The 22058-nt window shown below is 65.0% G+C and carries 27 protein-coding genes and 1 pseudogene; 14 read left to right on the top strand and 14 right to left on the bottom strand.

From position 1 onward, the window contains the following. Positions 1-11: 11 nt before the first annotated feature. Both ABIA65_RS28390 and ABIA65_RS28395 read left to right on the top strand, forming a co-directional pair. Positions 12-473, top strand: coding sequence for a hypothetical protein (locus tag ABIA65_RS28390; RefSeq protein WP_354525621.1), 462 nt, complete (start codon positions 12-14; stop codon positions 471-473). Next, positions 470-1309, top strand: a complete 840-nt coding sequence (locus ABIA65_RS28395) for an alpha/beta fold hydrolase (protein ID WP_354525622.1) — start codon at positions 470-472, stop codon at positions 1307-1309. The genes ABIA65_RS28390 and ABIA65_RS28395 overlap by 4 nt, the downstream gene beginning before the upstream one ends. Here ABIA65_RS28395 and ABIA65_RS28400 read toward each other — a convergent pair. Continuing rightward, positions 1299-1775 carry an RDD family protein gene (locus tag ABIA65_RS28400; RefSeq protein WP_241404690.1) on the bottom strand — a complete coding sequence of 159 codons (477 nt, stop codon included), beginning with the start codon at positions 1773-1775 and terminating at the stop codon, positions 1299-1301. The genes ABIA65_RS28395 and ABIA65_RS28400 overlap by 11 nt on opposite strands. Positions 1776-1892: 117 nt before the next feature. Here ABIA65_RS28400 and glnA point away from each other — a divergent pair, with 117 nt between their 5' ends. Continuing rightward, positions 1893-3329: a type I glutamate--ammonia ligase gene (glnA, locus tag ABIA65_RS28405; protein ID WP_241404689.1), complete on the top strand. Its 1437-nt coding sequence runs from the start codon at positions 1893-1895 to the stop codon at positions 3327-3329. 29 nt (positions 3330-3358) lie between these two features. On the opposite strand, the gene ABIA65_RS28410 is transcribed toward glnA, so the two are convergent. After that, positions 3359-4582: a tyrosine-type recombinase/integrase gene (locus ABIA65_RS28410; RefSeq protein ID WP_354525623.1), complete on the bottom strand. Its 1224-nt coding sequence runs from the start codon at positions 4580-4582 to the stop codon at positions 3359-3361. Then, positions 4566-5243: a helix-turn-helix transcriptional regulator gene (locus ABIA65_RS28415; RefSeq protein WP_354525624.1), complete on the bottom strand. Its 678-nt coding sequence runs from the start codon at positions 5241-5243 to the stop codon at positions 4566-4568. Before ABIA65_RS28415 ends, ABIA65_RS28410 begins: the two co-directional genes overlap by 17 nt. A gap of 103 nt (positions 5244-5346) precedes the next feature. Here ABIA65_RS28415 and ABIA65_RS28420 point away from each other — a divergent pair, with 103 nt between their 5' ends. The 10 genes from ABIA65_RS28420 to ABIA65_RS28465 all read left to right on the top strand — a co-directional run bounded on the left by ABIA65_RS28420 (position 5347) and on the right by ABIA65_RS28465 (position 11573). Beyond that, positions 5347-5532: a helix-turn-helix transcriptional regulator gene (locus tag ABIA65_RS28420; RefSeq protein WP_354525655.1), complete on the top strand. Its 186-nt coding sequence runs from the start codon at positions 5347-5349 to the stop codon at positions 5530-5532. Beyond that, positions 5532-5681, top strand: a complete 150-nt coding sequence (locus ABIA65_RS28425) for a hypothetical protein (RefSeq protein WP_354525625.1) — start codon at positions 5532-5534, stop codon at positions 5679-5681. Before ABIA65_RS28420 ends, ABIA65_RS28425 begins: the two co-directional genes overlap by 1 nt. Positions 5682-5683: 2 nt before the next feature. After that, a complete protein-coding gene (locus tag ABIA65_RS28430; RefSeq protein WP_354525626.1) occupies positions 5684-5941 on the top strand; it encodes a hypothetical protein in 258 nt (85 codons plus the stop codon). Continuing rightward, positions 5938-6435 carry a hypothetical protein gene (locus ABIA65_RS28435; protein WP_354525627.1) on the top strand — a complete coding sequence of 166 codons (498 nt, stop codon included), beginning with the start codon at positions 5938-5940 and terminating at the stop codon, positions 6433-6435. Before ABIA65_RS28430 ends, ABIA65_RS28435 begins: the two co-directional genes overlap by 4 nt. Continuing rightward, positions 6435-6800, top strand: a complete 366-nt coding sequence (locus ABIA65_RS28440; RefSeq protein ID WP_354525628.1) for a DUF2742 domain-containing protein — start codon at positions 6435-6437, stop codon at positions 6798-6800. The genes ABIA65_RS28435 and ABIA65_RS28440 overlap by 1 nt, the downstream gene beginning before the upstream one ends. Beyond that, positions 6801-8354: an AAA family ATPase gene (locus tag ABIA65_RS28445; protein ID WP_354525629.1), complete on the top strand. Its 1554-nt coding sequence runs from the start codon at positions 6801-6803 to the stop codon at positions 8352-8354. After that, positions 8351-9007: a class I SAM-dependent methyltransferase gene (locus ABIA65_RS28450; RefSeq protein WP_354525630.1), complete on the top strand. Its 657-nt coding sequence runs from the start codon at positions 8351-8353 to the stop codon at positions 9005-9007. The genes ABIA65_RS28445 and ABIA65_RS28450 overlap by 4 nt, the downstream gene beginning before the upstream one ends. A gap of 69 nt (positions 9008-9076) precedes the next feature. After that, positions 9077-9574, top strand: a complete 498-nt coding sequence (locus ABIA65_RS28455) for a hypothetical protein (RefSeq protein WP_354525631.1) — start codon at positions 9077-9079, stop codon at positions 9572-9574. Positions 9575-9699: 125 nt separating this feature from the next. Next, positions 9700-10806 (top strand): phage major capsid protein, encoded by a 1107-nt coding sequence (locus ABIA65_RS28460; RefSeq protein WP_354525632.1) that lies wholly within the window; start codon positions 9700-9702, stop codon positions 10804-10806. Between the two features lie 254 nt (positions 10807-11060). Beyond that, complete coding sequence (locus ABIA65_RS28465; RefSeq protein ID WP_354525633.1) at positions 11061-11573, top strand: hypothetical protein; 513 nt, start codon at positions 11061-11063, stop codon at positions 11571-11573. On the opposite strand, the gene ABIA65_RS28470 is transcribed toward ABIA65_RS28465, so the two are convergent. The 4 genes from ABIA65_RS28470 to ABIA65_RS28485 all read right to left on the bottom strand — a co-directional run bounded on the left by ABIA65_RS28470 (position 11561) and on the right by ABIA65_RS28485 (position 13821). Continuing rightward, positions 11561-11773, bottom strand: a complete 213-nt coding sequence (locus ABIA65_RS28470; RefSeq protein WP_354525634.1) for a hypothetical protein — start codon at positions 11771-11773, stop codon at positions 11561-11563. The genes ABIA65_RS28465 and ABIA65_RS28470 overlap by 13 nt on opposite strands. A gap of 317 nt (positions 11774-12090) precedes the next feature. Continuing rightward, positions 12091-12942: an enoyl-CoA hydratase gene (locus tag ABIA65_RS28475; protein ID WP_354525635.1), complete on the bottom strand. Its 852-nt coding sequence runs from the start codon at positions 12940-12942 to the stop codon at positions 12091-12093. Positions 12943-13004: 62 nt separating this feature from the next. Next, positions 13005-13448 (bottom strand): Rv2576c family protein, encoded by a 444-nt coding sequence (locus tag ABIA65_RS28480; RefSeq protein WP_502919629.1) that lies wholly within the window; start codon positions 13446-13448, stop codon positions 13005-13007. Further along, a complete protein-coding gene (locus tag ABIA65_RS28485; RefSeq protein ID WP_354525636.1) occupies positions 13441-13821 on the bottom strand; it encodes a hypothetical protein in 381 nt (126 codons plus the stop codon). Before ABIA65_RS28485 ends, ABIA65_RS28480 begins: the two co-directional genes overlap by 8 nt. Positions 13822-13969: 148 nt before the next feature. Between ABIA65_RS28485 and ABIA65_RS28490 the strand changes: the two genes are divergently transcribed. After that, the gene (locus tag ABIA65_RS28490; protein ID WP_241404687.1) at positions 13970-14488 is read left to right on the top strand and encodes an Rv2253/PknI dimerization domain-containing protein; all 519 of its coding nucleotides are present in this window, start codon (positions 13970-13972) and stop codon (positions 14486-14488) included. 29 nt (positions 14489-14517) lie between these two features. Here the strand turns inward: ABIA65_RS28490 and ABIA65_RS28495 are convergent, their stop codons facing one another. From ABIA65_RS28495 to ABIA65_RS28525, 7 genes and pseudogenes are all read right to left on the bottom strand, one after another. Then, positions 14518-16005 carry an MCE family protein gene (locus tag ABIA65_RS28495; protein ID WP_354525637.1) on the bottom strand — a complete coding sequence of 496 codons (1488 nt, stop codon included), beginning with the start codon at positions 16003-16005 and terminating at the stop codon, positions 14518-14520. Further along, complete coding sequence (locus ABIA65_RS28500; protein ID WP_354525638.1) at positions 16005-17192, bottom strand: MCE family protein; 1188 nt, start codon at positions 17190-17192, stop codon at positions 16005-16007. Before ABIA65_RS28500 ends, ABIA65_RS28495 begins: the two co-directional genes overlap by 1 nt. Further along, the gene (locus ABIA65_RS28505) at positions 17189-18667 is read right to left on the bottom strand and encodes an MCE family protein (protein ID WP_354525639.1); all 1479 of its coding nucleotides are present in this window, start codon (positions 18665-18667) and stop codon (positions 17189-17191) included. The genes ABIA65_RS28500 and ABIA65_RS28505 overlap by 4 nt, the downstream gene beginning before the upstream one ends. Beyond that, the gene (locus tag ABIA65_RS28510) at positions 18664-19746 is read right to left on the bottom strand and encodes an MCE family protein (RefSeq protein ID WP_354525640.1); all 1083 of its coding nucleotides are present in this window, start codon (positions 19744-19746) and stop codon (positions 18664-18666) included. Before ABIA65_RS28510 ends, ABIA65_RS28505 begins: the two co-directional genes overlap by 4 nt. Continuing rightward, positions 19746-20771, bottom strand: coding sequence for an MCE family protein (locus ABIA65_RS28515; protein ID WP_241404682.1), 1026 nt, complete (start codon positions 20769-20771; stop codon positions 19746-19748). Before ABIA65_RS28515 ends, ABIA65_RS28510 begins: the two co-directional genes overlap by 1 nt. Beyond that, entirely contained in the window at positions 20768-21955 is a 1188-nt protein-coding gene (locus ABIA65_RS28520; RefSeq protein WP_354525641.1) for an MCE family protein, read from the bottom strand. Before ABIA65_RS28520 ends, ABIA65_RS28515 begins: the two co-directional genes overlap by 4 nt. Positions 21956-21970: 15 nt before the next feature. Next, positions 21971-22058: pseudogene (locus ABIA65_RS28525) on the bottom strand (ABC transporter permease); the annotation flags it as partial.

A 22058-nucleotide genomic window follows, 5' to 3' on the forward strand; every position in this document is an offset into this window, starting at 1 on the left:
AGGAGCACCCAATGTCCACAATCCGCTTCCACCAGACCACCACCTCGACTCCCGAGCAGTTCATCGCTGGACTCACCGACTTCGGTCCGGGCCGCTCAAAGCTCTTCCCCAACAGCGCCGACGCATCGCTGCAGGTGCATCATCTGGGCGCTCACGAGGCCGACGTCACCGAGGGCGGGCGCGGCACCTGGGAACGTCTGCACTACGACTGGTCCGATGCTCACCACGTGAGGCTCACCACCACCGACTCGAACGTGTTCGGCGGGGCATCGGGCTACACCTACACCTTGATGCCGCGGCCCGACGGAACGACCGACGTCGACGTTGTCATCGTCCGCGAGGGCAAGAACCTCAAGGGCCGGGTGCTCGCGGGTGTACTGGGGACCGTCGGCAGGAGCGTCCTTGGAAAGGCCTTCGACACCAGCGTCAAGGCCATCGAGGCCCGCAACGACGCGCAGGCGGCACGGTCATGAGCGGGCTCATTCGTCCCCAGATCAAGACCATCGACGGCCTGTCGATCCGCTACGCGGAGGGCGGCACCGGAGCGCAGCGGGCATTGCTGCTCAATCCGTGGCCGGAGAGCATCTTCGCCTACGAGCGGGCATGGCCGACGTTGGCCGCGGCCGCGCACCTGCTCGCCGTCGACCTGCCCGGATTCGGCGGTTCGGAGCGACGCGAGTCGTTGATGAGTCCGAAAGCCATGGGCGAGTTCATCGTTCGCATCGCCGATGCGTTCGGACTGGACCGGCCGCATGTGGTGGCACCGGATATCGGCACATCGGCCACCCTGTTCGCGGCCGCCGCCCATCCAGACCGGTTCGCCAGCCTGGTCATCGGATCCGGCGGGGCGGCGGTGCCGGTGACCGTCGCCGGCCCGCTCAAGGAGTGGGTGGAGGCCACCGACCTGGCACCGTACCGTCAGATCGGCGGCGAGAAGATCGTCGAGATCGCTCTTGAGACCATCGCCGGGTACACCCCGTCGCAAGAGGTTCGCGACGACTACATCGCCTCCTACGCAGGCGACCGGTTCGCCGAGTCCATTCCGTACGTGCAGGCGTACCCCGAGCAGCTTCCGCTGCTTGGCGATCTCCTGGCCGGGATCCGCACGCCGGTGCGCATCGTGCAGGGCAGTGATGACCAGGTGGTGCCCGCGGTGAACGCGACCTACCTCGGTGACCGTCTACCCAACAGCAGCGTCGACTTCCTACCCGGTGTGGGCCACTTCTCCTGGGAGGAGAAGCCCGAGGCCTATGCGGCCCTGGCCACTGACTGGTGGCAGCGCGCGGCCGCCGGCGCCCTCAGCGCCTGACGATCGCGGTGCCTGTGGCCTTGTCCTGAAGTCCGCGACCGTCGGAGTCGGTGAACAGCGGCGGGATGACGAGCGCCACCAGCACACCGCGCGCGAGCGCGCGACCCACGCCGACGTGGATGCGGTGGTCAACGGATGCGACCTGCAGCCCCAACGCGGCCTGCCCGGGTGTGAAGCTGAACAGGCGCACCGAGACGATGCCGAGCACCAGCCAGATCACCAGCACCGCCGTCGACAGCATTTCCAGCGACAACAGCCCGAGCGACATCAACAGGGCTGCCAGTCCGTAGGCGATGAGCCAGTCGAGCACCAGAGCGCCGATGCGCCTACCCCACCCGACAAGTGAACCGGCGCCAGACGGGGGCAATCCGAGTCGCTGCCCCGGGTAGTCGTTGGGTCCCTGGGAGGAATCACCTGCCTCGGGCGGCGGTGGGCCGGAGAGCCAGGTACCGAAGGTGCGCGCCATGACACAAGCATATGGTCCGCCCAATCGCGTAACGTCCGCGCAACATGCGGTTGACTGGCGTGCAACATCGTGTCCTTAGCGTCAACCCGCGGGTTACCAGTAAAAGGAGAGCACTCAGTGGCAGAAAAGACGGCCGACGACATCATCAAGCAGATCAAGGACGAGAAGGTCGAGTACGTCGACATTCGGTTCTGCGATCTCCCCGGCGTCGTGCAGCACTTCTCGATCCCGGCTTCGACGTTCGACGAGAGCGTGTTCGAGGACGGACTCGCATTCGACGGCTCGTCGGTGCGCGGCTTCCAGTCCATCCACGAGTCCGACATGATGCTGCTGCCGGATCCCGAGACCGCACGCATCGATCCGTTCCGCGCCGCCAAGACGCTGAACATGAACTTCTTCGTGCACGACCCGTTCACGCGCGAGGCCTACTCCCGCGACCCCCGCAACGTCGCCCGCAAGGCCGAGAACTACCTCGCCAGCACGGGCATCGCCGACACCTGCTTCTTCGGCGCTGAGGCCGAGTTCTACATCTTCGACTCGGTGACGTTCGACTCGAAGATCAACGGCACCTCCTACGAGGTCGACTCGGAGTCTGGCTGGTGGAACACCGGCGAGCCGTTCGAGGCCGACGGCAGCCCGAACCTGGGCTACAAGGTCCGCCAGAAGGGTGGCTACTTCCCAGTCGCCCCGTATGACCACTACGTCGACCTGCGCGACGAGATGGCCACCAACCTTCAGAACGCCGGCTTCATCCTGGAGCGCGGTCACCACGAGGTGGGCACCGCCGGCCAGGCTGAGATCAACTACAAGTTCAACACCCTGCTGTCGGCCGCCGATGACGTGCTGCTGTTCAAGTACATCATCAAGAACACGGCGTGGAAGAACGGCAAGACCGTCACCTTCATGCCCAAGCCGCTGTTCGGTGACAACGGCTCGGGTATGCACGCCCACCAGTCGCTGTGGAAGGACGGCAAGCCGCTGTTCCACGACGAGTCCGGTTACGCCGGCCTGTCGGATCTGGCGCGCCACTACATCGGCGGCATCCTGCACCACGCGCCCTCGCTGCTGGCGTTCACCAACCCGACGGTGAACTCCTACAAGCGCCTGGTGCCGGGTTACGAGGCGCCGATCAACCTGGTGTACAGCCAGCGCAACCGCTCGGCGTGTGTCCGCATCCCGATCACGGGCAACAACCCGAAGGCCAAGCGCCTCGAGTTCCGCTGCCCCGACAGCTCGGGCAACCCGTACCTGGCGTTCGCGGCGATGCTGATGGCCGGCATCGACGGCATCAAGCGCAAGATCGAGCCGTTGGCCCCGGTCGACAAGGACCTCTACGAGCTCCCGCCCGAGGAGGCCGCCAACATCCCGCAGGCGCCCACCTCGCTGTCGGCGGTCATCGACAAGCTCGAGGAGGATCACGAGTACCTCACCGAGGGTGGCGTCTTCACCGAGGATCTGATCGAGACCTGGATCTCCTACAAGCGGGAGAACGAGATCATGCCGGTCCAGATCCGCCCGCACCCCTACGAGTTCTCGCTGTACTACGACTGCTGAGCCAGTTAACCGTCTGACCAGCGCACTAGCTAGTCAGAGGGGGCCAGCGTCCGCAGTGCGTCCGCAGTAGCTTCCAACGAGTCCATCCGCTCGGCGATAACAGCGCCAATAGCCAAGCGGGTGGACTCGTCTGCATCTGGCCACAGGTGGCCGTAGGTGTCGAGCGTGGTGCGCGCACTGCCGTGACGCATGCGGGCCTGGACGGTCTTGATGTCGGCGCCGGACGCGATCAGCATCGACGCGAGGTAGTGGCGCAGGTCATGGAAGCTGAACTCGTCAGGCAGGCCGTCGATCGTCGCCCGGGCCGCCCTGATCTCACGCTCGATCACCCATGGCGGCGCGGTGGTGCCAGCCGCTCCCCTAGTCACCATCATCGGCGATGGATATCGCTGCACCGATGACGACAGCAGCAGTGCCAGATCGTTCGGGATCGGGATGGGCTGAGAACTGCCGTCCGTCTTGAGTGGCTTATCCGGCCACTGCCGCGTCGGGTGCACGACGCCACGGATGAAGTCGACATCTGACACGCCCAGGGCCGAGGCCTCCGCGACGCGCAGGCCCACGAACGCGCCCAGGAGCACCGCCACCCGCAGATGGTCAGGCATCGCGTCATGCAACGCCCACACCTGGGCTGTGGTCGCGACATAGGGTTTCTGCTTGCCCATCGGGGGCGCGGTGCGCCGCGAGCACGGATTACGGGCCATTACTCCGTCGAGCACGGCGTCGCCGCAGATCTGCGACAGCCTCGAGTGCAGCGCGTAGACGTAGCTCGGCTGAAACTCCCCCTTGAGGCCAGCCACCCAGGACTTCACCTGCGACGGCCGCAGCGTCGACAGCGGTTGGTCGCCGAACTCGGCCACGATGTGCTTGATGTGCGTGCGGGCTTGCCGCACTGTGGATTCCCGGTTGACCTGGTAGCCGTCGATCCACGTCTCACACCAGTCGGACACGGTCATCTGCGCGTCACGCGGCGCGATGTGGGTACCGGAAACCAGCGTGGCCGTCTGGCCGTCCAGCCAGTTCTGAGCGTCAGCTTTTACCCTGAACGCTTTGGCGTGCTCGCGGTTCCGACCATCGACATACCTTGCGCGCCAGCGCATTCCCTTGCCGTGGTTCACGGGGCGCACGGTCATCACCGGTTCGCCGTCGGTGTCGAACATCGGCGTGCCGTCGGCATTGCGATCCTGGCGCGGTTTCTTCAGATCCGCCCAGCGGTCCTCGACGCCGCTGCGACGGTTACGCGTCTGCGGCATCTATCTCAGCTCGCAGGTCGTCGTCGATGGCGACAAGGTCAGGCTCGAAACGATTGGAAACAGACCCGTGGACACGCGCAAAGTCTGAGTACTGCACAAACGACTCGGATTCTTCCCTACTAGCCTCGCGCCCCGCAGCAACAGCACGGTCCACTCTCATCGCGAGATGGGCCTCAGCCGACCGAAGAACGCCTGGCAGGTCCCCGCGTTTGCCCGCCAGGCCACCGTCTTCGGGACCTCCGCCCTCTCGTTCCAGTACGCGTCGAGCGTTCTCAACAGCACGTCGCAGTGCGCGGCGAGAATCTACAAGCCGCCAGACAGACTCACCCAGGGTGTCGTACGCATGCGCGACTCGTTCCATGGATTGCCGAAGTTGGTGATTGGCGTCAAAAACGTTTGGCGCCAGCACCATTGCGTACACATTGGTCTTTAGTGCGTCAGCAATCGCCCACGCCTCGCCCAGCCTGACCTGACGCTCCTGCTTTTCGATTCGGGAGATGGTGGTCTGATGCACCGTCGGCCACTGACCATCTCGTAGCTTCTGAACTAGATCCGCCTGACTCATCCCCAACTCGCTTCGCAGACGCACCATGTTGCTCACGAAGTTCAGGTCGCGCACGGATGACGGCTCGCTACTACGGCCTTCGCCTTGTTCCGACACGGCCCAAGTCTCTCACGCCCTGTACTTGCTATTCAACACATCCTGTGTAACCGTTTCTGTGTTCGCAATCAAACACAGGAGGTGATTCATGGCATCGGAGTTCATGACGACAAAGGACGTCTCTGCGGAGACCAACATCGCAATGGGCACCTTGCGTTACTGGCGGTCCATCAATGAGGGGCCGCCGTCATTCGCCCTTGGGAAAAGGATCGTTTACCGGCGAGCTGGCGTCTTGCAGTGGATAGCGGAGCAGGAGGCCGCTACACAGCGAGGAGGGGTGTCCGCTTGATGCGCGATTACCCCGCCTTTGAAGACCTCGGGCTGATCGACGACGACAACACCGAGATCCTGACAAAAAGAACGGCCCCCGAACCCCAGGTGCGCCAACACCTGGCGGGGACCGCTCACACCCACAAATCCTCTGAAGAAAGCAGGTAGACGTGACTGTACCTAATCCCAGTGCTCCACCGGTAGCCATCCCGGCGACTGACAGCGCACTGATGCTCGACGGCGTCGTGAACATGGTCGACTTGGCTCGCGCTGACATCAACACGGTGCTGCGCGGCACGCCCAGCGATATCGGCCTGTTCCAGGCGCTCGATTTGGTCACCGCGCTCGGCCATCTCCGCCAAGCCGTCCTGTTGGTCGACAAGGTCGCCGACGTCCTCGAGGCCGACGCTGCGGCGGTGGTCCGATGACCGCGAAGAATAAGCCGGCCGTCGTGACCGAGACGGTCGACCTCGAACCAGTAGATCTCGATCCACGAGCACCCGAGTTGGATGCCTGGGACCGCCTCTGCGAGAAGGCCAACGGCGACGGCACGCTCTACCACGGCGGTGACGCCTCAAGCATCATGACGATCCCCCGGCCGATCTGGGCAGACCCAGACGAGGACAAAGTTGGGCGCTCAATGCTCGTCACGAGCTACAAGTCCACGGCGGCGTATGTCACCTTCAGCCACCAGACCGGAAAAAGCGATGCCGAAAACTGGTACAGCGCCGGAATGTACGTCTCGGCAAAAATGTTTGACGACGGAGAACCGCTCATCGGCCTCTCATACAGCGACGCCGACATAACCAGCGGCGAGTGGAAGAAACCCACCACGGCCAATCTGACCCCGGCGGAAGCACTCGAACTGGCCGACGTGTTGCGCGCCGCAGTAGCCCTTTTCGGTGTTGACGAGGGCCGGTAGTGAGCTCACAACCATCATTCGAGGATGCCCCCGCCGACAGTGGCGGGGGCACTCCCCACTCCCGGCAGGTCAATTGGTTCGAGGTGCACTCCTACGCCGCACGCCTGGCCACCAGTCACGGTGTTGCCCTCGACCACCACCTGATCCCCGGCACACCTCAGTGGTGCGGCATGCCCGATGACGACGCCCGCAAGCTACTCGCCCTGGTCCTCGGCGGTGTTCGGGAAGCACTCCACCACGACGTCGTACAAGAACACCGTGCCGCTGCCAGCCGCGAGATCTCAAGTGCCGGTGGCTGGTCCGCCGTCGCCCAGACGGTGCGCAACGGCCGCGGCAACGCCTACGTCCCCCGAGAGGTCGCATAGATGGCACAGCAATCACACCCAGACGATCCCGGCCCGGCCGAACCAGGTACCCGGGCCGCACCCCGGCGCTTGGTCGTCACCCGCGGCTCACACGTCAAGGCCAAGAAGTTGGTGTGGTGGGAACTGGGCCTGATTCTCCAGTACGCAATCAACCTGCTGGCCGCACGCGAGGGCAAAGGTAAGTCGACCGTCGCGTCCAGCTGGGCCGCACGCGAAACCCGCAACGGTGGAACTGTCCTCTGGATCGGCACCGAGGAATCCCGAGAATCCGCCATCGTGCCGCGCCTCATCGCCAACGGCGCCGACATGTCCAAGGTGATCTTCGTAGACGTCCAGACCGACCTTGGCACTGGCGCGCTGGTGTTCCCCCTCGACCTCCACGCCATCGAGAACGTCATCCGCGAGCACAACGTCACCATGATGTTTCTCGACCCCGCCAAGGCCGTCGTGCCAGCCGGGTTCTCCGGCAACGACGACATCGCCGTACGGCAATACCTCGAACCCATCGCCGCCCTGGCCGACCGCTGCAAGGTGACCATCATCGGGCTCGCTCACTTCGGTAAGCGCGACGGCGCCGACTCCGGACAACTCATGCTCGGCTCGGTCGCCTGGTCCCAGGTCGCCCGCTGCGTCCTGTCCATCGCCGAAGATCCCGACACCGGCACCCGCGTGCTGACCAACACCAAAGCCAACTATGCGGGCACCGACCGCTCGGTCGAATTCCGCATCGTCGGCACCGAGATCCAGACCGACGACGGTCCCACCGAGATCGGCTCAGTCGAATGGCTCGGTGACACAAAAGTGGACGCCCGAGACCTCCTCGGCGGTGATGGTGGCGGGGACGCCGGGGAGCGCACAGCCGCTGAACACTGGCTGCAGGACTACCTCAAGCAAGAAGGTCCGACCCCGTCCAAGGTAATCAAGAACGAGGCCGCCAAAGAGAAGATCACCGAGCGAACGCTACAGCGAGCGAAGAAAAGGATCGGGATTCTCGACACCTCGATCGGCTTCCCTCGACGCTCAACTTGGTACCTGCCGATCCAGACCAAGCTAATCGAGGACATGCAGAACGGTGGCGCGACTGGGGGTGTCACGCAGGAGCGTGGCGCGACTGGCGCGACTGGGTCCGACCTGCAGGAACATGATGGCGCGACTGATGGCGCAACTGACGAAAACCCCAGTCGCGCCACACCCTGCACGACTGGCGCGACTGACGGCCCAGCGGCTCGATGCACGGCCTGTCGAGCTGCGCTCACCGCGCCACGATCAATCGCTGCCGGTCTCTGTGCCGAATGCCAACTGATCACCAGCAACACCGGATCACCCCGACCGACCACCTGCAAACGCTGCAACGTAACCCTGCCCGCCGCCGCGACCGAGCCCCTCTGCGATGACTGCGACGGCGCACCAGAACCAGCACCTGTTCAAAGCCGAACACCTGCACCGGCCTTGCACGTCGTGCACAACGAGGCCCTCGCCAAGCGCGAGTACCAGGCCAGCATCGACCAGTTCAACAAGACCCCAGATCCCTACCGACCCAAGAGTGCATCATGACCGGGACGCGTATGAGCCCCGGTCAGATCGCAGAGATGGTGTACCGCGCTGGCGCTGCACCGTGGGACCTCGGCGAGCCCCAACCGATCATCTGCCAACTCGTCGCCCTCGGCGCCGTGAAGGGCAACGTGCTCGACCCCGGATGCGGCACCGGATGGCACGCTATCGAATACGCCCGCGCAGGCTGCTCGGTCACCGCCCTCGACGTCGCACCGACAGCGGTCCACCGCGCACGAACCAACGCCCGAAGAGCAGGCGTCACAGTCGACTTCCGACAATGCGACGTCACCAACCTCGACGCCTTCGAGGGCCACTTCGACACGGTGGTCGACGCCAAGCTGTACGACAACCTCGACACAGCAGAGGACCGACTGCGGTACGCCTCAGCCCTACACCGGGCCACGAGACCCGGCGCCCGGCTGTTGATGTACGGATTCGGCCCCGGCGAAGTCAACGGCGTGCACAACCACCTCTTGGACGAACCCGACTACGAGACCGTGCTACCGGCAGCCGGATTCGCCATCACATACATCGGACAGACCACCTACCTGCTCAAGGGCTTCGAACGCATCTGCGCCGCATGCCCCCAGCAGATGCCAGACGGCCCGGTGCACATCCCGATGACGGAGATCCACGCCATCCGGCTCACATAACCCACCCGAAAGGACACAGACCCCTCTCCGACATTTCTTCCACACCAACACCACCTGAAAGGAACCCGCATGACCGACAAAGACGCCAGCACCGAGACAACCGAAGTCATGGGCAACCCGCCCACCACCGAGGTCCCCGAAGAAACCCAGCCCCAGGGTGACATCTCAGATGCGGCCCCCGAAGTGTCCGACCCCGGCGACGACACCGATCTAAGTCGCCGCGATATCCGCTACCGTGAGCAGCTCCGCGCCGCCGAAGCCGAACGGGACGCGCTGCGGCAGAACGTGGAAACGATGCAGCGCCGCGAAGTGGAACGCCTCGCCGCCGAGCACCTCACCAAGCCCGCCGCCCTGTGGACTGTGGGTGTCGAGCTGGCAAGCCTCGTCGGCGAGGACGGCACCGTGGACGCCGACCGCGTGCTCGCCGCAGCGCAGGACGCTCGACAGCAACTCGGACTCGAGGACCCGCAAGCAAGGGTGCGTCGCGGCCCGGTCGTGCCGCGTGAGGGCACCTCCGTGCAGTCCGGCGGCAACTCGGGCTCGTGGACCGAGGCATTCAAGCGGTAGACTAGAACTAGAACCGCTCCTGGTGGGAGCGTTCACCGGAACTGCGCGGGCCGCATCCGAGACCTAATCCGTCCTCGGCTGCGGCCCGTTCCGTCGGCCGAGACTCCTCGAAAGCGAGTCTTCACATGGCCATCATCACCACCACCCTCTCCGCCAGCGGCTGGTCCCCCGACGTCACCGAGGTCGCCCCCGGCGACGCCGTCCCCGAAGCCCTGATCCTCCAAACGTCCACCGTCGCAGGCGACGTCGAAGGCGACGCCGTCGCCGTCCACTGCGTCTACGTCGACGACGCCGACGCCGGGTTCGTCCCCGAAGGCAGCGTGATCCCCGAAGACAATCCGGACCTGGCCCAGTGCACCGTCTTCACGGGCAAGATAGCCCAGCTGATCCGCCTGTCGCGCGAGCAGTACAGCCACATCAACACCTCCGAGCAGCTCTCGGTCAGCGTGCGCCGCACCGTCACCCGCGCCGCCAACTCGGCCTACATCGCCCAGCCCGCACCGGTCGGCCCCGCCGTCACACCGCCCGCCGGCCTGATCCACATCCCCGGCCTCGTCGACTGCGGCACCATCACCGACGACCTCGACGCCCTCGTCGACGGCCTGGCCGTGCTCGCCGGCAACTACAGCGTGCCGACCCACATCCTGGCCGCACCCGACGCGTGGGCAGCCTTGCAGAAGCTCAAGACCGGCGACGACTACAACACGTCGCTGCTCGGCGCGGGAACCACTGAGGCCCAACGGTTCCTGTTCAACCTGCCCGTGCTCGTCGACCCGGCCGTCCCGTCGGGTACCGGCATCGTCGTCGACCGCACGGCCATCGTGTCCGCGGTCGGTTCAGTTCAGGTCGCGGTGTCCGATCAAGCGGCATTCAACTCGGACAGCGTCATGCTCCGCTGCACCTGGCGCTTCGGCGCGAACATCGTGCGACCCGAGCGCGTCGGACTGTTCTACCTCGACGGCGTCACTCGCAACTACAACGTCAGCTTCGGCGGCGCATCGAGCGGTAACGCCACACTGACTTGGCGCGGTCGCACCACGGCCACGATCGCGTCCAACGCCGCGAACTCCGCCGTCAAGAGCGCGCTCGTCGCCCTCGACGACGGGTACGACGCATCCGCCTGGACCGTCACCGGATCGGCCGGCAGCTACGTCGTCACCACCCCGGCAGGCGGCGCACTCACCGGCAACGGCAGCGGACTGGTCGGCGGCACCGGCCTGACCGTCACCTAGCAGGCCCAGGGGGAGGTCCTCCTCGACCCGCACGCGGCGGCCTCTCGGTGGGGCTGCTGTGTGTGTGTCAGTGGGGGGTAGGGGGTCCAGTGGACCAGGCGGGCCGGGTGTTTACGCCGGAGTTCTTTCGGTCGGCGAAGGACGCGCCATGACGCGGGGCTGGTCGCCCCGAGCGTGTACCTGCACCCGGTCCGCCCCTCGGCGGTGAGGTCATTCCTCGTCATCTGCAACAGTCGGGGCATAGTGTCGACTGCATGATTGGAGAACAGGACCCGGCGGGCGCTTCGGTGCTGAAGGGCATTCAGCAGGTTGTTGCTTTTGATCCGGTGCTCGGAGATATCCAGTTTCAGACGATGTTCGAAGCCGTCCTGTTGATGGTCGGCGGTGTGCCGGACGCTTTCTCGGGCACGTCCGACGCCGAGTCAGGATCGGGAGAGGTGCTCTACCGGTTCTATTGGGTTCGCCAAGGCGGCTTCGGCGCGGCGACGGTGTTACGCCCAGAGGGTCAGGACCGGGACACTCCGCTCGCCGTGTCCGGGTGGATTCGGCCGCTTTCGGCGGTTGCGTCCACGAAGGTTGATGTGTCGATCACGGGCCAGCGTGTGATCCGCGAGTATGTGACTCTTTCGCGAAGGGTCGAGCTGTGTTGGTCCGAGGAGCGTGAGGCGGACGTTGTTCTCGATGCCACGGGCAGCATGCATGAGATGAGTCGCCCGGCCCTGGAAGCTCTGATTGATCTTGTGCTGGAAGCGGCCTACGGCGCCTGATCGCTGATCGTCTGAACTTTCTCTTCCAAGTGCTTGACCGCCTCGAACAGCGCCTTGATGACGGCAGTCTGGCTGGCTGACTGCGGCGGCTTCGCGGCATCCCAGGCAGCCGCCGAGATCGGCAAATCGTCGGGACGGTCGCCCCACGGATGTGGGGGCTCGTATGGGCCGTAGTGGATGGTCTGCACCATGTTGTCCATGACACCCGACCGTACAAGTGCCATCCGCCGCCGCACGTCGGTTGCGCCCCTATCGAACGAATCGTTGGGGCATCCGTCCGCAGTCCGTCCGCAGTAGATCCGTGAAGCCCCATCCGACGCCAACACTGTCAACACTCTGACCTGTGCCTATCCAGCACAACCAACGGCGCAAACTCCCACAAACGCCCAGCACGTAATTCTCGCTGTACTACGACTGCTAACCCCTAGACGTCCAACCACAGGACGTCCAGGTAGTAGCTCGCGACGAGTCCATCCGCTAAGCGGGTGGACTCGTCTGCGTTTGGGAGGCGCTCGCGCTACTGCGCGTCGGGCCGCCTGGTCATCCCCTTGAGGTCGACACCTCCGAGGGAGTCCGAACCCACCTCGACGTTGTGCGCGTGCGCGAAGTGGTGCAGGCCGAACGCCGCGTCGATTCCGTTGCGCAGGCCCATTTGATCCTCACACTGGTTGACGGCCCTCTTGGTGAGAGCCAGCCCGAATCCGGGCATCGTGGCGATCCGCGCAGCCAACGACATCGCCTCGCGCTCCAGATCGGCGCGCGGCACCACCCGGCTGACCATCCCGACCTCGTAGGCGCGCTGGGCGGTGAACCGATCACCGGTGTAGAGGATCTCCTTGGCGAACCGCGGCCCAAGCACCCACGGGTGCGCGAAGTACTCCACACCCGGAATCCCCATGCGCACGACGGGATCTGCGAAGAACGCGTCATCGGACGCCACGATCAGGTCGCATACCCACGCCAGCATCAGGCCGCCTGCGATGCACGCACCATGCACCATCGCGATGGTCGGCTTCGGCAGCTCACGCCACCGGCGACACATCCCGAGGTAGACCTCCATCTCGCGGGCGAAGCGTTGATCACCACCGGCGCGGTCCACGTGATCCCACCACAGCGCTGCCCGGTTCTCGTAGTGCACGTGATGGTCGCGTCCCGGCGTCCCGATGTCGTGTCCCGCACTGAAGTGCTCACCGCTGCCGCAGAGCACGATCGCCCGAACGTCCTCGTCGTCGACGGCGCGGCAGAAGGCGGCGTCCAACGCGTAGGTCATCGCCGAGTTCTGCGCGTTGCGATACTGCGGCCGGTTCATGGTCACGACGGCTACCCCGTCAGTCACTCGATAGGTCACCACATCAACGTCGTCCTGCACCTGATCACCTCTCAACGGTTTGCCACACTCGGGAGCGTCCTGCTAAGGCCCGACCACTACGGCTACCAGTTCCGCAGCGAGCACAGCGCTCCCCGTGGCCCGTCACTGGACGCGACGACCACGCCATCGACCGCCAACTCGCATCGGAAATCCGCTGGGGCCGAGTCCATTCCGCTGGTGGCACTCACCATTGCCCACTGCCTCGGATCGGCCAGCGCGACCTCCAGCACCCAGGGTGAGGCCGGACCAATTCGAGCGATTGCGCGGGGACTGAACAGGTACGGATTGTGGCTGTAGTCCGCCCATGAGGCTGGATCGGTATCGCGGTAGTAGACGTCCGCCTGAACCGGCGTGCGGGACGTGACGGTGTACGTCACGCGATGGGTTGCCGGTTCCTCTGCGCCCGAGGTCGCGGGTCCGAGGACGATACCCGCCGTCAGCATCGTGGTGGCCCCGCCCAACACGCGGATTGTGTTGGTCGCGCCCGCTTTGCGCGCGCTAGGCATCGCCGCGCACCCACCGTGGCGTGCCATCGATCGTCTGGCAGCTGAGGAAAAGACCGTCCGGGGCCTGCGCAACGCGCGCCTCGTGCCCCTGACAGACGGCGTGCTCATCCTTGACCCCCATCATCGACGGGGATCTGAAGTACCTCGGCTCGTATCGACGTGGCGATCCGCAGAACACCAACCGACCCCACGACGTGGTGCCGAACACGTAGTGACCGGTATCTCCACACGGGGCACCGAGCGCCACTCCCGGGGTGACACCCGGTGTGCACCAGGCATCGTCACACGACGGAGGATCGGCCTTCGCCGCGACAGGTGAACCCAGGCCCACGGCGAGCACCGACACCACGCTGGCAATCAGAATCCACCGCATGCGCTCACCCTGGCACGCGCGCTGTCGGTCAACGCCCGAACTGTCCGCTCAGCGGGCGTAACGGCATATCCGACGCGAGGTGCGGGATACCTTGGCGCGAATCGGATCAACGTCGGCGACCATGTCGCGGCGTGTTGAGGAGCGTGGGATGCGAACACCAAAAACGCTCGGCGCCGCGGCGGCGGCAGCGGCCATGCTCGGCCTGATCGTGACTGCACCACCGTCGGTGGCCAACGGCGAGCAGTGGGGCCTCAACGGCACCTACACGGCCACGTCCAACGGCGAGTGGGCGAAGACCAACGAACGATTCCACGACGAGGTCAGCATTCGCAGCACCTGGACCATCACCACCCAGTGCAGTTACCCGACCGAGTGCACCGGCACGGTGTCAAGCGATTTCGGCTGGACCGCGCCCGTCTACAAGACGGGCGGCGTGTGGTACGTCAAGCGGACGGTGGAGAACTGGCAGCCGTGCCCGAACGGCACCGCCTCCGCCGGTCTGCAAGTCTTCCGGTTCGCCCCCACGACGCCCGACGGCGGTCGGGTCGATCCGATGTCGACAACGCTGGTCGGTGAGGATCAGACGACCGGCATCAGCGGAGCATGCGGCATCAGTCTGCCCCTGTTCATCAACATGCCGTTCAAGCTCGTCAAATCGGATTCCTGAACCACCCTCCCTCACAACGCTATTCACCGCTACTTGGGAAGCAGGTCCTCCCACGTCCCGGCCGGTGTCGCCAAGTCGGCCTGCCGGTACACCTTGCCGTCGGGAGTGGCGTACCGGCCGGTCTCAGGATCGTAGGTGGCGACCGCCACCGACGGACCGACCGATTCACCGGTCGACGAGGAACTCGGCGCCACCCCCGGTGGCGTCCCCTCGACCGGGCCGTAGATGTGCTCGCCGGGATTGACACGATCGTCGGGCGCAACGCCCTGGGCGATCAGGTTCGGATCGATTGGGTAGGGCCCAAGTACGTGCTGACGCATCGCCAATGGCTCGTAGGGCTTGTCGCTCTCGCACATCTCGACGGTCGGAGCACGCTTTCCCGGCTGCCCCATGCAGGGGTAGTTGCGTGCGCCACGAACACCGATCGGCGAATCCTGCGGGAGCTTGCAGTACAGACCGTCGGGAGTGTCGACATCCGACAGATCACCCGGTGACCGCCACGACGACGGCGGCAGGAAGCCGACCGTACACGCCGGCGGATCGTTCATGCTGAGGGTGAAGTCCCCCATCGCCATACCGGTCGGGTTGTTCCGCGCCACACCGACGGTCTGTGTCGCCGCGACATACGGTGGAAGGAGCACAAGAAGCTGTTCGATCGACGCGTGGTAGGTCACGGCCACCTGACCCACGGTGGTCATGTTCGCCATCAGCACCGGCAGGGTCGGCTTGACCTGATTGAGCAGAGCCGAGGCCTCATCCGCTGCCCCGGGTCCGACCTCCATGATGGTCCGGACATGCGCATCGTTCACGGCGACGCGTTCGGTGATCCTGGCCAGGCTGCCCGCCCACGTCTTGATGTCGTCAATGGACTGCTGCTGACCGTCGAGCAGGGGCCGGCCGTCATCGACGAGCGATCGCATCTGCTCGGCGACGTCGTTGGAGTCGCCCACCAGCTTCGCGCCCGAGTCCATCAGTGATCCGAGGTCGAATCCGGATCCGTTGAGCCCCTTGAACGATTCGTCGAGCAGATCGCCGATGCGGTCCTTCGGCACACTGTCCAGTAGCGAACTGACCTGGTCGAGCATCGGACCGACTGCCTGGGGAATCGATGTGTTGTCCCTTGGTATGACGGAGCCGTCGCGCAGGCGGGGTGTCGTTGGGTCTGACGACGCGCCTTGGGGCAGCAGATCCAGATACTGCTCACCGACGGCGGACACGCTTCGAACCTCGGCATGGACGTCGGCCGGGATGTCGTGGGACGTGTCCAGCGACAGTGTTGCCTCGGCGCCGCCTCTGGTCGGGATCACATCGGTGACCTTCCCGATCTGCACACCGCGATACGTGACGTTGGAGAACCGGTAGAGGCCGCCGGTGCCGGGTAGTTCCACAACCACCTTCATGCGACCGATGTTCAGCATGGTGGGTGCCTGCATGTAGACGACCACCATCGTGGAGACGCCGATGACCGATGCGATAGTGAAGATGATCAGCTGGATACGCACAAACCTGGTGAGCATCAGTTACCTTCCGCGACAGGAGGTGTCAGAGCCTGATCGTCGACGAGCGGCGGCAGGTCGGCCACCTCCGGCGGAGCCGGTGTGACGGGCGCCTTGAGCGGATCGAGGGTGTAGGTGGAGTACCAGGGGTCACCCGGCGCTGGCGTCATCGACATCCCCTCCTGACCCCATCTCGTACCGAGGAACAACCCGCGCTTCAACCGGGGCACGGTGAAGTCGAAGACGATGAACTGGTTCATGTAGTCGCCCCTGATCGCCCGGTCGATGAAGTTCTGGGTGTAGGGGAAGGTGGGGGCGTAGCTGAGTACGGTGCCCAGGTCGGGGCCGACGTCGGCGAGCGACCGCAGCGTCGGCTCCAGATTCTGCAGGTTGCGCACCAGGTCGGCCCCGGTGTCGTCGATCAGCGCTGTCGCGGTTTCGCTGAACGCGCCCAACTCCCGCAGCGCCGTCGTGATCTGCGGGCGTTGTTTGACGAGCACCTCCAGCGCAGGCGGAATCCTGTGCAACGCGGCGGTGAGGACATCGTTCTGCTCTGCGAATCCGGCGGACAATCGGTCAAGTGCCGCAATGGATCCGATGATCTGGTCACGCTGCGAGTCGAAGGTCCCGATGAAGTCGTTCAGCCGGGTCAGCAGATCACGGATGGGGGCCTCCCTACCGTTCATCGCCGCACTGAACTCCCTGATGATGTCCCCGGCCTGACCCAGACCGCCCCCGTTGACGACGACGGACAGTGACGACAGCGTCTGCTCGGTCGACGGATAGGACGACGAACTGCTCAGTCCGATCACGGCGCCGGGTGCCAGCGTGCCGCTCGGCTTCTGGCCCACCGGCGGATTCAGCGCCAGGTGCATCGATCCCAGCAGGCTGGTCTGCCCGACGGTGGCAATGGCGTTGGCGGGCACGACCACATCCGGCTTCACCGACACCTCGACGTCGGCGTGCCAGCCCGTCAGGCGCATCCGTCCGACCGTACCGACCACGACGTCGCCGACCAGGACCGGTGAATTGGATTCCAGGGTACCGACATTGGCGATCTCGACGTGGTAGATGGCGGCATCTGGCCCACGCCCCACGGTGCCTGGCAGCGCCAGTGAGTTCAACCCCTCGAAGGCGCATCCCGATGCGGTGAGCACCACGCAGGACGCCACCGCTGCCATCCGAGCCAACGAACGCTGTCTGGTCATGCCGGGGGTGTCCCTTCAACCGGGCCCGGTGCCGGAGCGGCTTCCGCCGGGTACAGCATGTCGCGGAGAGTGGGCGGCGTGGCCGGGCCGGGCATGGCCACGCCGGCGGGCACCGGCGCACCGGGGAACAGTGCCGGTGTCGGGTTGGCCGGCAGTCCACCTGGCGCGTACACGCCCGGGGGAAGTGCAGGACCGTTGGGTGCAAGTGGCGGTGGCACATCGCCTGCGCCGGTGTAGGCCGATACCGAGATGTCCGTCGACGGCATGGGGGCGCTCGCCCCCTCACCGCCGGGGGCCAGCTTCGGCTCCGAGTAGATCAGGTTGCCCGGGCTAGGCGACTTCGCCAGATAGGCGTTGATCGGCAACGGCAGGTAGTTGAAGTTGAGCAGCTTGAGGGCCGGTCCCAGGTAATCGGCGCACAGCTTGGCGGTTTCGGCACTGGTCGCGTTCTCGAGAGCCCCGATCGCCGAGCAGACCAGCTGGACTGGGTTGGCGAAGTTGCCCATCGCGAACGCGCCGAGCATTGTTCCGGTGTCCGGGTTGTAGATGTTGTAGCCGTTGCCGATCGCGTTGGGCGCAACGTGCAGGACGTTCTCCAGCTTGAGACGGTTGTCCGCCAGGTTCTGCGTGACGTCTGCCAGCCGTTCAACCTGCTCGGACGTGGCGTCCCGACTCTCCGCGATGAAACGCTTCACCTCGCCGACCGCCTCTGCCAGCTTGGTGAGCGTCGTGTCGATGTCGGACCTGCTGGCGTCGACGAGGCTGCTGACTGTCGCCAGTCGATTCTGGAACTGGACGATCTGCACATTGCTGTCCCGAAGTGCGCCCACGAAGACCTGAAGATTCTTGATGATGTCGACGAGGTTTCCACTGCCGTCGGCCAGGATTCGGCCGACGCCGGACAGCTGGGCGATGGTCTCGCGCAGCTTGTCCCCGTTACCGTCCATCGCGTTGGCCGCGCTGTCGATCAGGCGCCCCACCGAACTCGATGAGACACCGGTCTGGCCGTCCTCAGATGGCCCCAGTTCGGCTGCCAGCCTGGACAATTGGGTCTTGACCTCATCCCACTCCACCGGAACGGCCGTCCGGTCGAGGCCGATCACGGCGCCGTCGGGCATAACCGGTCCCGCCGACACGTCGGCCTCGTAGGCCGGTGTCAGCTGTACGTATCTGGCCGCGACGAGATTCTGCGCGACGACTACGGCCTTGGCGTCGGCCGGGATCGGCACGTCACGATCGATGGCCAGCGTCATCCTGGCCTGCGACTCCTCGGGCTCGATGGACTCGATGGTCCCCACCCGCACTCCGGAGACTCGCACCTCATCACCGGGATAGATCGAGGTGGCAGAGGTGAAGTATGCGGTGATGGTCCTCGGTTCGAAGTACGCCAGCCGTACCACTATTGCCCCGCCCGCAGCCAGCAGCGTCACCAATACGATCAAGAGCAGCTTCACGCTGCGCCGCCGTCCGGTCATCGTGACCCTCCTGGAATGCCGTTGTAGGGCATGGGGAACTCGGCGCGCGGGCCGGCGTTGTCCGGTGGTTGCCCGGCGTCGACACCACGACGGAATCCGAATGCGTAGTCGAAGAACGGCTGTAGGGACTGCGACGGTATGAGGTTGCCGACAAACGCGTTGTAGTAGTAGCCGTTGTTAACGGCCTCCCCCTGTGTCACCTGGTACTTCGCCAGTCCGTCAAGGGCTTTGGCGATGTTGTCCCGGTTTCGCTGCAACATCTCGGTCACGGTGTTGAGCTTCTTCAGGGTCGGCGCGAGTTCCTGCTCGTTGTCACGCACCAGGCCGGTCAAGTGCTCCGCCACCGCCGAGGTATTGGCCAGCAGATTCACGATCGCGTAGCGCCGCTGCTCGAGCACGCCCATCAGGTCGTTGGCGTTGAGCATCAGAGTGTTGACCTGTTGGCTGCGTTGCGACAGCACCCCCGTCACATCGGCCGCGCTCTTCAGCAGGTCGCGCAGCGTCTCGCCCCTGCCATTCAAGGACGCGGAGAGCCGTGTCATCCCGTCGAACGTGGGACCCAGCGTGGGCGCGATGCGGTCGATGGTCTCCGACAGCGTGTCGAGTGAGTGATTGAGCGACGCCGTGTCGGTGCCCGCGGTGTTCGTGGTGAAGTCACTGACCGCCTGGGTCAGCGAGTACGGGGATGACGTGCGCGACAACGGGATGACATCGGTTCGGCCCAGCGATCCGCCGCCGGTCGGCTCGAGGGTCAACATCCTCTCCCCCAGCAGCGTTCCGGTCCGGATGTGCGCCGTGGTGTCCCGTCCGAGACGGACACTGCTGTCGAGGCTGAACGTCACCAACGCCTTGCCGTTGTGCAGCTCAACGGCGGAGACGCTGCCCTTCTTGACCCCTGAGATCTTGACGTCATTTCCCGAGGTGAGCCCGCCGGCCTCGGTGAACAGCGCCTGGTGCCGTATCGACGTCGCCATCGACCACAGCTGTTCGGGCCGCAGCCCGACGGTGACGATCAGCGCGATGAGCACGACACCGATGAAACCGGCTCGGACCAGCGATGATCCACGGTACTTACCCATCAGGGCTCTCCGCATCTTGCGTGCTGCTGAATGATCCACGGGAAGTACGCGGTTCGGCCCTGGAGGTCTGTCACCCGTACGGACATCCCGCACAGGTACTGGTTCAGGAAGCTGCCGTACGCGCCGAGCCGGACGAGCTTGCGGTAGTTCGCCGGCGCCTTCTGCAGCGAGATGTCAAGGAGTTCCTTGTCCTTCTCGAGAAGCGGTGCCATGCGGTTGAGCTGATCGATGGTGCCGGCCAACGGCGGTCGCGCCTTGCCAAGGAGGTCCGACATCGATGCGGTGCCCTGGTTGAGTGCCTCGATCGCGGTGCCGACCGGATCGCGGTCCGCTGCCAAACCGGTGATGAGTTGTTCGAGCCGGTCAACCGCGCTGGATAACTGGTCGCCGTCCTTTGCGACAGTTCCGACCACCTTGTTGAGGTTGTCGATGAGGTTCTGCACCATCTGACCGTTGTCGGCTATCGCCGATGTGAACGACGCGGTCCTGCTGAACAGCGACTCGACGTTACCGCTCTGCCCCTGCAGGATCTCGATGAGTGATCCGGTCAGGGCGTTGACGTCCTGCGCGTTGAGGCCCGAGATCACGGGTTTGAGCCCGCCGAGGAGAAGGTCGAGATCGAGTGCGGGCTCGGTCCGTTCCAGTGGGATCTGCGATCCCGTCGCCTCGAGTCGAGTGCTCCCCGGGCCGTCGATGAGTTCGAGGTAGCGATCACCGACGAGGTTGAGGTAACGAACCGCAACCTTGGTCCCGTTGGTGATCTTGACGTCACGGCTGGCGTCGAAGTCGACTATCACGGTGTTGTCGGGTTGCAATGCCACCGTTTTGACGGTGCCCACCCTGATTCCCGCGACGCGCACCGAGTCGCCGCCCTTGAGGCTGGACGCATCGGCGAACACCGCCGAGTAGCCGTCGGCACTGCCGCCTCGATACTGGCCGAAGATGGCGAACAGCGCCGCGGTGAGCATCATCATCACCACGCCGAACACCCCGAACTTGGTGGCCGACTTCCACACACCCGTCATCCCGGCTGTCCAATCTGTGCCGTGTTACGCGGCGGTCCGTCGATGGGGCCGAACAGCGCCTGCTTGAGGGCGTCCGAGTTGAGCAGGATGCCCTGGTTGCCGTACTCGGCCTGGTTGGCGCCGATATCGGACACCACGAACGGTGCGCGGCGCTCATACCCGACGTCGGGCAGTCCCGCGCACTGCGGGCCTCCGGTGGCGGCGACCTTCGGCAGGTTCTGCGGATACCGGTAGCGTTCGCGGCCCAGCACGAAGGAGTCGAGCAGGAGGACACCCGGCACCGGTGGCGGCGGGCCCATGGCGAGCGGAACCATGCCCGCGAGGCCACAGTAGAGGGCATGGTTGTACCGGTTGGTCAGATCGGTGGTCGGAGCCAGCAGGTGCAGGACGTCGGTGATGCCCTGACGATTGCTGGTCAGCACGTCGTTCCCGATGCCCGCCAACCCGATCGTGCTGACCAGCAGTGCGTCCAGGTCGTCCTGTGAGTCGACAATCGTGTCGCTGATCTGGGTCGAATTGCGCACCGTGGCAAGGAGGTCCGGTGTCACGTCTGCATAAGTGTTGAGCACCTCTGGGGCCACGGCGATTTCGTGACTGAGGTTGGACAGGCTGGGGTCGAGCTTCACCAGCAACTCATCGAGTTCCACCAGTGTCTGGCCGAGCTGCTCGCCCCTGCCGCTGATACCCGCGGACAGCGCCCCCAGCGTCTCGTTGAGCTTGACGGGTTCGATCTTGTCGAGAACCGACACCAACTGCTGGAAGATCGTGTTGATCTCGACAGTGACGTGCTGCCCCTGGATCACCTGACCGGCCCGTAGCGACTGGTCGGAGGGATCATTCGGCGGCACGAGTTCGACGAACTTGGCACCGAACACCGTGGACGAGGTGATGTCGACGCCGACGTTCTCGGGTATCAGATCGAGGCGCGAGGGATCGATGGCGAGATGCAGGACAGCAGTGCCGTCGGGTCGCGGCTCAATGGACTCCACATTGCCGACCTCCGCACCGTGCAGTTTCACCCGTGCGTCGGGGTTCATCACCAGTCCGGCGCGATCTGAGATAACGGTCACGGGAACGGTTTTCGTGAAGCTTCCACGGAACATTCCGACCGAGAGGACAACGATCGCCGCCAGGACGAGCACGGCGCTCGACCCCACCAGCAGGCGCCGGGTGTCTGGTTTCATCGGCTGCAGTTCTCCCTATCCCGACAGGTTGAAGTTGCCGTTGGAGCCGTAGACGGCAAGTGAGACCAGCAGGGTCACCGAGACCACGATGATCAGCGAGGTG

The organism is Mycolicibacterium sp. 624 (assembly GCF_040548615.1).
Taxonomy (GTDB): Bacteria; Actinomycetota; Actinomycetes; order Mycobacteriales; family Mycobacteriaceae; genus Mycobacterium.

Bases quoted from the DNA above. Each gene is read 5' to 3' on its own strand.
- ABIA65_RS28390 (WP_354525621.1), top strand. From the start codon at position 12: ATGTCCACAATCCGCTTCCACCAGACCACCACCTCGACTCCCGAGCAG.
- ABIA65_RS28395 (WP_354525622.1), top strand. From the start codon at position 470: ATGAGCGGGCTCATTCGTCCCCAGATCAAGACCATCGACGGCCTGTCG.
- ABIA65_RS28400 (WP_241404690.1), bottom strand. From the start codon at position 1,775: ATGGCGCGCACCTTCGGTACCTGGCTCTCCGGCCCACCGCCGCCCGAG.
- ABIA65_RS28410 (WP_354525623.1), bottom strand. From the start codon at position 4,582: ATGCCGCAGACGCGTAACCGTCGCAGCGGCGTCGAGGACCGCTGGGCG.
- ABIA65_RS28420 (WP_354525655.1), top strand. From the start codon at position 5,347: ATGACGACAAAGGACGTCTCTGCGGAGACCAACATCGCAATGGGCACC.
- ABIA65_RS28425 (WP_354525625.1), top strand. From the start codon at position 5,532: ATGCGCGATTACCCCGCCTTTGAAGACCTCGGGCTGATCGACGACGAC.
- ABIA65_RS28435 (WP_354525627.1), top strand. From the start codon at position 5,938: ATGACCGCGAAGAATAAGCCGGCCGTCGTGACCGAGACGGTCGACCTC.
- ABIA65_RS28445 (WP_354525629.1), top strand. From the start codon at position 6,801: ATGGCACAGCAATCACACCCAGACGATCCCGGCCCGGCCGAACCAGGT.
- ABIA65_RS28450 (WP_354525630.1), top strand. From the start codon at position 8,351: ATGACCGGGACGCGTATGAGCCCCGGTCAGATCGCAGAGATGGTGTAC.
- ABIA65_RS28455 (WP_354525631.1), top strand. From the start codon at position 9,077: ATGACCGACAAAGACGCCAGCACCGAGACAACCGAAGTCATGGGCAAC.
- ABIA65_RS28460 (WP_354525632.1), top strand. From the start codon at position 9,700: ATGGCCATCATCACCACCACCCTCTCCGCCAGCGGCTGGTCCCCCGAC.
- ABIA65_RS28465 (WP_354525633.1), top strand. From the start codon at position 11,061: ATGATTGGAGAACAGGACCCGGCGGGCGCTTCGGTGCTGAAGGGCATT.
- ABIA65_RS28470 (WP_354525634.1), bottom strand. From the start codon at position 11,773: ATGGACAACATGGTGCAGACCATCCACTACGGCCCATACGAGCCCCCA.
- ABIA65_RS28480 (WP_502919629.1), bottom strand. From the start codon at position 13,448: ATGCCTAGCGCGCGCAAAGCGGGCGCGACCAACACAATCCGCGTGTTG.
- ABIA65_RS28485 (WP_354525636.1), bottom strand. From the start codon at position 13,821: ATGCGGTGGATTCTGATTGCCAGCGTGGTGTCGGTGCTCGCCGTGGGC.
- ABIA65_RS28490 (WP_241404687.1), top strand. From the start codon at position 13,970: ATGCGAACACCAAAAACGCTCGGCGCCGCGGCGGCGGCAGCGGCCATG.
- ABIA65_RS28495 (WP_354525637.1), bottom strand. From the start codon at position 16,005: ATGCTCACCAGGTTTGTGCGTATCCAGCTGATCATCTTCACTATCGCA.
- ABIA65_RS28500 (WP_354525638.1), bottom strand. From the start codon at position 17,192: ATGACCAGACAGCGTTCGTTGGCTCGGATGGCAGCGGTGGCGTCCTGC.
- ABIA65_RS28505 (WP_354525639.1), bottom strand. From the start codon at position 18,667: ATGACCGGACGGCGGCGCAGCGTGAAGCTGCTCTTGATCGTATTGGTG.
- ABIA65_RS28510 (WP_354525640.1), bottom strand. From the start codon at position 19,746: ATGGGTAAGTACCGTGGATCATCGCTGGTCCGAGCCGGTTTCATCGGT.
- ABIA65_RS28515 (WP_241404682.1), bottom strand. From the start codon at position 20,771: ATGACGGGTGTGTGGAAGTCGGCCACCAAGTTCGGGGTGTTCGGCGTG.
- ABIA65_RS28520 (WP_354525641.1), bottom strand. From the start codon at position 21,955: ATGAAACCAGACACCCGGCGCCTGCTGGTGGGGTCGAGCGCCGTGCTC.